Origin of the sequence: uncultured Caballeronia sp., from assembly GCF_964243625.1 — a bacterium.
Taxonomy (GTDB): Bacteria; Pseudomonadota; Gammaproteobacteria; order Burkholderiales; family Burkholderiaceae; genus Caballeronia.
In genome coordinates this window covers 1-7,382 of record NZ_CAXTGZ010000289.1, presented here as the reverse complement: position 1 = coordinate 7,382, position 7,382 = coordinate 1, and the positions used below count along the sequence as shown (strand labels likewise).

At 60.8% G+C, this 7,382-nt stretch carries 6 protein-coding genes; 1 reads left to right on the top strand and 5 read right to left on the bottom strand.

Features of this window, described 5'->3' with window-relative positions; translation table 11 throughout:
* The 3 genes from ACFFAR_RS19155 to tig form a co-directional block, all read right to left on the bottom strand.
* A partial coding sequence (locus tag ACFFAR_RS19155) for a ClpX C4-type zinc finger protein (RefSeq protein WP_174363700.1) occupies positions 1-560 on the bottom strand: 560 nt, incomplete at its 3' end.
* 257 nt (positions 561-817) lie between these two features.
* Entirely contained in the window at positions 818-1,471 is a 654-nt protein-coding gene (gene clpP, locus ACFFAR_RS19150) for an ATP-dependent Clp endopeptidase proteolytic subunit ClpP (RefSeq protein WP_056353750.1), read from the bottom strand.
* Positions 1,472-1,649: 178 nt separating this feature from the next.
* A complete protein-coding gene (gene tig, locus ACFFAR_RS19145) occupies positions 1,650-3,002 on the bottom strand; it encodes a trigger factor (protein ID WP_075357780.1) in 1,353 nt (450 codons plus the stop codon).
* 496 nt (positions 3,003-3,498) lie between these two features.
* Between tig and ACFFAR_RS19140 the strand changes: the two genes are divergently transcribed.
* A complete protein-coding gene (locus tag ACFFAR_RS19140) occupies positions 3,499-4,656 on the top strand; it encodes a glycerate kinase (RefSeq protein WP_174363699.1) in 1,158 nt (385 codons plus the stop codon).
* A gap of 1 nt (position 4,657) precedes the next feature.
* Here the strand turns inward: ACFFAR_RS19140 and ACFFAR_RS19135 are convergent, their stop codons facing one another.
* On the bottom strand, positions 4,658-6,070 hold the full coding sequence (locus ACFFAR_RS19135; protein WP_174363698.1) for a PepSY domain-containing protein: 1,413 nt from the start codon (positions 6,068-6,070) through the stop codon (positions 4,658-4,660).
* 22 nt (positions 6,071-6,092) lie between these two features.
* Positions 6,093-7,382 (bottom strand): TonB-dependent receptor domain-containing protein (locus ACFFAR_RS19130; RefSeq protein ID WP_174363697.1); only part of this gene is annotated, 1,290 nt, incomplete at its 5' end.

Sequence of the window (7,382 nt, the reverse complement as noted above, 5' to 3'; positions counted from 1 at the left end):
TCGTCGATGTAGACAATCCCGCGCTGAGCCTTGTCGACTTCGTAGTTACAGTTCTGCAGCAGCTTCTGAATAATGTTCTCGACGTCCTCGCCGACATAACCCGCTTCCGTGAGCGTGGTTGCGTCTGCGATAACGAACGGAACGTTCAGCATGCGTGCGAGCGTTTGCGCGAGCAGCGTCTTGCCCGAACCCGTGGGTCCGATCAGCAAGATGTTGCTCTTCGACAACTCGATATCGTCTTTCTTCTCGAGATGCTTGAGACGCTTGTAGTGGTTATAAACCGCCACAGCAAGAATGCGCTTCGCGCGGTCCTGACCGATCACGTACTGGTTCAGGATTTCGCTGATTTCCTGCGGACTCGGCAAATCCGATTTCGTCAGGCCGGCCTCTTCCGCCGCGCCCGCTGCCTCGTCGCGAATGATTTCGTTGCACAAGTCGATGCATTCATCGCAGATGAATACGGAAGGACCGGCAATCAGCTTCTTGACCTCGTGCTGGCTCTTGCCGCAGAACGAGCAATACAACAGCTTTTCGCTGTTCGAACCTTTCTTGTCCGCCATGGATGTGTGAGCCTCCGGACACTCGATTACATAATACGCCGCTCAATTCACCCGCGCAGAAACGGCACGTGCACCAGGTGAAAGCGTGTGTGGCGTGTGCTTTAACGCCATTTCGCGCGTCGGCTCCAGCATGGTGTGCCGGGCTTCCTTGCTGCGTTGCCGTTGCGAATCAGACCGCTGCACAGCAATGATCCGCAACGTCTACTTAATAAAACAGTCGGCTGGACCGGTCATTCCCGAGTCCGGCGCGTTACAACTCAGGGACGCTTGTGAAGAACCTGGTCGACAAGACCGTACGCCTGCGCGTCATCGCCCGACATGAAATTGTCGCGGTCGGTATCGCGCGCGAGACGCTCCACCGGCTGGCCGGTATGGTGCGACAGCAACTGATTCAGACGTTCCTTCAGGTACAGGATTTCCCGCGCCTGAATTTCGATATCCGATGCCTGCCCACGCGCGCCGCCAAGCGGCTGGTGAATCATCACGCGTGCATTCGGGAGCGCCACGCGCTTGCCCTTGGCGCCTGCTGCCAACAGGAACGCGCCCATGCTTGCGGCGAGGCCCATGCACAGCGTGGCGACGTCGGGCTTCACAAACTGCATGGTGTCGTAGATCGCCATGCCGGCCGAGACCGAACCGCCCGGGCTGTTGATGTACAGGCTGATGTCCTTGTCAGGATTTTCGCTTTCGAGGAACAGCAACTGCGCGACAACCAGGTTGGCCGTCTGGTCGTTCACTTCCCCGACCAGGAACACGACACGTTCTTTCAGCAGGCGCGAGTAGATGTCATAGGCACGTTCGCCGCGGCCGCTAGTTTCGACAACCATCGGCACCAGACCCAGCGCCTTGGTTTCGAAATCATGCGGCGCGTTTGACGCGAGCGAGTCCAGTAATTGAGCGCGATAGGTCATGCAATTTCCTTGTTCGGAATAGGGATACTGAACGACAAGCAACATCCTTGGATAAGGCCAAACACGGTGACTTGCAATGACTTGCAAACCCGGCGCCGAAAACGTCGATCCTGCACAAACGCAAAAAAGGCGTGCCGGCCCGTCACCCCGACGGCCCTGCACGCCTTTCCGACGCTGCTTACGCTTGCGCCGTCGCGCTGGCCAACTCTTCGAAGCTTACTTCCTTGTCGTTCACTCGTGCCTTGCCGAGCACGAATTCGACGACGTTGCTTTCCACGACGTACGCTTCCATCTCGGCGAGGCGCTGCTGGTTCGAATAATACCAGCGGACGACTTCCTTCGGGTCCTCGTAGCTTTTCGCGAATTCGTCGACTTCAGCACGGATCTGTTCCGGCTTTGCCTGCAGGTCGTTTGCCTTGACCAGTTCGGCCAGAACCAGGCCCAGCTTGACGCGGCGTTCAGCCTGTTCCACGAACATTTCTGCGGGGATCGGCGCGTCGGCTGCGTTCGGCACGCCGCGCTGTTGCAGATCCTGACGCGCCATTTCCACCAGACGTTCCTGATCCTGCTCGACCAACGCCTTCGGCACGTCGAGTTCGGAGATCTTCAGCAGCGCGTCCATGACCTGATTCTTCACGATTTGCTGCGTGCGGCGCTTGGCTTCGCGCTCCAGGTTGTCCTTGATCTCGCCGCGCATCTTGGTGATGTCGCCATCTTCCACACCGAGCGACTTGGCAAAGTCAGCGTCGATTTCCGGCAGATGCGGCCATTCGATCTTCTTCATGGTGATCGTGAACTGAGCCGTCTTGCCGGCCACGTCCTTGCCGTGATAATCGTCCGGGAACTTCAGGTCGAATTCCTTCGACTCGCCGACCTTCAGGCCGAGCGCCGCGGTTTCGAATTCCGGCAACATGCGGCCTTCGCCGAGCACGAAGGTGAAATCTTCGGCGCTGCCGCCTTCGAACAGCACGCCGTCCAGCTTGCCGACGAAGTCCATGGTCACTCGATCGCCGTCCTTGGCCGCCGTGTCCGCACCGCCGTCACCGTGCTCGCCACCTTCGCCGCGAGCGTGGAAGTGAACGCGCTGCTTGCGCAGGATTTCCAGCGTGCGGTCGATCTCGGCTTCCGAGATGGTCGTCACCGTACGCTCGATTTCGGCCGTCGCGACGTCGCCGACCTTCACTTCCGGGTACACCTCGAACGTGGCGTCGAACGCATAGTCTTGAGCGACCTCACCTTCAGCCACCTTCGGTGCGAAGCTCGGCTGGCCTGCAACGCGCAGGTTTTCCGTGCGCGTGACGTCGAAGAATTCCTTGCCGACCTTGTCGCTCAGCACTTCGGCTTCGACCTGGCCCTGGTACTGCTGCGTGACCATCTTGAGCGGCACCTTGCCCGGGCGGAACCCTGGCATGCGCACGTTCTTCGCCAACTGACGAATACGCGAGTCCACTTCCTTTTGCACCGTATCTTTCGGCAGGGAGATCGTCACACGGCGTTCGAGCTTGCCGAGGTTTTCAACAACGTTAGCCATGGCTTCTATCGTCCTAGAGTAAATCGAGTATTCGGGTTCGTGTATCGGGTCAATTCTTGTTCGATCTCGCGCCGCGTAAGGCGCTCAGCGTCTCGCGGTTCCTGAATGCGGCTCCTGAAATGCCAGCGGCTCGCAGAAGCGTTCAGCAAGCCGGACAGGAAACCGCTAATTCAACCGCTTGTGCAACCGTCCACGCCGGTTTGAGTCAACAGAGCCAAACATTTTACCAAACTATTTGCAAGCATCACGCCGGTTCGGGAGTCGGGAGTGCAAATACCGTCGAAACGGACCTGTTTTCGCAGTTTTTAGGTGGGTTTCTCGGGTAGGACGCGCCGCTGCGGGCAGGTTTTGAATCCGCGCGCACTGGCGGCTTACGCCGCTCTCCCGCAGCCCTTCCATTTCCCGCACGCATTGGAAGCATGCGCAGGATGCATAAGGTTTGATTAATTCGGGCCGTGCCGATAGATTTCAGGCAAATTCCATAACACGAGACAACATGCCCTCCTTCCATTCCTCCACGCCCCCCGTCGTCGTCATCGCGCCCGATTCATTTAAGGGGTCGCTTAGCGCGGAACAGGTCGCCGAAGCGATCGCAGGCGGCATTCGCCGCGCCCGTGCCGATGCCGTCATCCGTATCGTTCCCATGGCCGATGGCGGCGAAGGTACGCTCGACGCCATGCTGGCCGCCGGTGGCGAGCGGCGCCTCTTCAACGTGCGCGGGGCGTCGTCGAAACGGCGCGATGCCGCGACGGGCCTCCTCGCCGATGGCAGCGCGATCGTGGAGACGGCGGAAGTCGTGGGCATCACGGACCCCGACGGCATGGCCGTGCCAGTTGCGGAACGCAGCACGCTCGGCATGGGCGAATCAATCCGCACGCTGCTGGATCTCGGCGTGCGCAAGTTCTATGTGGCGCTTGGCGGCAGCAGCACGAACGACGGCGGCGCCGGGCTGCTCGTGGGTCTCGGCCTGAAACTCTTCGATGTGGACGGCAACACGCTCGAACCCGTGCCGTCGCAGTTGGCGCGAATTGCGCGCATCGATGCAACGGGGCTCGATCCGCGTGTGTATGAGGCCGAATTCACCGGCATGTCCGATGTGAACAATCCGCTCACCGGCGAGCACGGCGCAACGGCGATCTTCGGCCCGCAAAAAGGCGTGACGCCTGAGCAGATCGCGGGCATCGATGCTGCCCTCGCCCATTTCGCCGATGTCCTGGAGCCTGCGCTCAAGCTCGAAGCACGCGATAAACCCGGCGCCGGCGCGGCAGGCGGTCTTGGTTTTGCGCTGCACATGCTGGGCGCGCGCTTCGAGGCGGGCGCGGAAGTGGTCGCGCGGGAAGTGGGTCTCGATGCCGCGCTCGAGGGCGCCGACTGGCTCATCACCGGCGAAGGACGCTCCGACGTGCAGACGCTGCACGGCAAGGCGCCGTTCATCGCGTGCCAGCATGCGCGAGCGTTTGGCGTGGAGGCCTCGTTGCTGTCGGGCGCGATCGATCCGGCGGCGTTGCCGCGTTTATCGGAATATTTCAGCGGCTGCTTTTCGCCCGCCCCCGGTCCGATCACGCTGGAAATCGCCATCCGCGACGCCGCCACGTTGCTCGCAAACGAAGCCGAGCAACTGGCGCGGCTGAAGTTCGGACCGAAGCCGTCCTGAATCATCGCGTGCTGGCGATTCTTCCGGGACTGAACAGCACGCGATCCGAAAGCCACACGATCAGCATCGTCAACCCCATCAGCGGGAAAACGATGCCAAGCGCCGTCAAGCCGATCGCCCACGCGCGCATCGGCGGGTGCAACGCCGGCCGCGCCGGTGCACCTACCGCCCGGCCGGGCTTGCGCCTGCGCCATATCACGAAACCGCTCACGGTCATGGCGGCGAGCCCGAGCGAGATTGCCGAGGCGAGCAATTGATTCGCCACGCCAAAATAGCGGCCCATGTGCAGCGAAGTGCCATACGAAATCCACTGCGCCACACGTCCGTAATCACCGTAAGCGATGTCCGAGAGAATCCGGCCGCTGTATCGGTCGATATGAAGCGTGCGTTCGTCTTGCGGATTCGCGGGAAAGTAGGAGACGGTGTATACGCCCTGTGGCGTGGTGGGCAACGCAATGTCGTAGCCGTCTTTCACCCCCGCCTGCGCTGCAATGCCGATCACCTGATCGAGCGCAATCGTGGAATGGGTTGCATCGGCGGCGCTGTCTGGTACATGCGTTGCGCCGACCGCCCAGGGCGTTTGCGGTAACGGCAGGTCGTCCATCTTCATGCCGGCCATCGATGGATCGGCCATGTTCATCGCCGGTGCGGGCGTTGCGGAATGTACGTGCGCCTTGCCCCACGCGCCCTTCGGGTATCCGAGTTGTGCCGACGTCGCGAGCGCCTTGAACTGCTTGCCCCACGTGCTCGACCACGGCAGGCCGCTCAGCACGAAGAACAATGCGCCGAGTGCGAGCCATGCACCACCGACCGCATGCAACTCCCGCCACCGCGCACGACCTTTCACTGACGACAAACGTGGTATGAAACGGCCGTTCTTCTGTTGCGCTTTCGGCCACCACAACGCCACGCCCGTAGCGATCATCACGAGCGTCCAGCAGCCGGCAAGCTCCATTACGATTTCGCCGGTCTTGCCCAGCAGCAAGCCGCGATGAATATTGCGGACCTGCTTCATCAACCGGTTCTCGACGCTCAACCGTCCCAGCACTGCGCCGTTATACGGATCGATATAAACGCTTTCACTCCCGCCCGATCGAAGCCTGAATACGAACTCGGCGCTGCGGCGAGGATTGTTGTTGACGACGACGGTCGTCGGCGTCGCATCGCGCGGCTCGGCGGCGGTGGCTTTCGCGAGCAACACCTGCTGGCTCATACGCGGTTCGGCGCGGGCACTGACGATCATCCGGTCGTGATACAGCAACGGTTCGATCTGCGGCTGGAAGCAATACAGCGTGCCGGTGATCGCAAGCACCAGCAAGAGCGGCATGACAAACAAGCCAGCATAAAAATGCCAGCGCCAGAGCAGACGATGCCGCGCGAGCACGCGGGCATCGGAAAGAGAAGCGGATTGCATGTGAGTTGTCCTTTTAAGGTGCCTAGATCCCGATACGCCCTTCGACATAAACCGTCCGGCCCGCATACGGATGGAACACGTAATAGCGATGATCGAAGAGGTTATCGACGCCGATTCCAAGCTCGGTCCGCTTGGTCGGCCGGAAGGTGAACTTGGCGTCCACGACGGTGTACGTGCTGGTCCCGCCGTAGGTGTTCGGGTTCGTATCGGTGTTGGTCAGCGTGTTGTACTCGCGGCCCGAATAGCGCGCGGCGAGAGTTATTGCGCTCTGGCTCGTCGCACGCCACGTCGCGGCGACGTTCGCGCGCCACAACGGAATCCGATAAAAATATTTGCCCACTGACGCCGGATTGCCGCTGTTCGCGATGATCTTCGACTGCGTGTAGGCCACACCCGCCGTCAGATCCAGGCCATGGATCAGCACGTCCTGCCCTTCATAACTCGTCTCGATGCCGCGCGAGCGCACCTTGTCGATATTCTGGAAGTTGGTGATGTTCGGTATCACTGTGGTGTTCGTCTGGCTGAACAAGGTGTTCTTCACATCGTCCTGGAAGAGCGTGAACCGATACACCCCGTTGCCGTGTTGCCACTCGGCCGTCAGCTCCTTCGAGAGATCGTCCTCGGGCTTGAGGTTCGGGTTGTTATTGACGATCGACAAACCCGTGATCTGCCCTTGAAACAACTCGCCGACGGTGGGAAACCTGTAGGCGCGTCCTATCGATGCACGTAGCAAAAGATCTTGCGTGGCATCGAAGGAAAGCGACGCCTTGGGAGACCAGTGGCTCTGGCTGACTTCACCGTAGTCAAGCGATGTCGCGCCGATCGCCCGCGAGCCGTCGTACGCATTCCAGTTCTCGTAACGCGCGCCGTAGGTGAATTTCCAGCGCGGCAGGAAACGCCACGCGTCTTGCGCGTAGACGGCTTGCGTTTGCGTGCGTCCGCCGAATGCATTGGCGAACGATGTCCCGCCTCCGTCGCGCCACGCGGCCGTGTTGTAGGTTTCGTTGTCGAGGAAATAGTCGTCGTAGTGGTAACCGAACGACAGCCAGTGGGCAGCGAGCCCTGCCGTCGGCGATTCTGGCGTCCATGTCGTGCGCAGGTCGAGTGTCTTCCAGCCGGTGCCGTCGCCGAAAGCGATCGTGCCTGGACCGTTACCCGGCACGCCTGAGTTCGCCGTGCGCGCAATGCTCTGCGTGATGTCGAAATAAGACGCCACCGCCTCGGCATTCCAGCCCGTTGCATTGCGCGTTTTCAGCGATAACCCGTACAGGAAGTTCTCGCTCGAACCCTGGCTCGGCGCAAACGTCGCGGC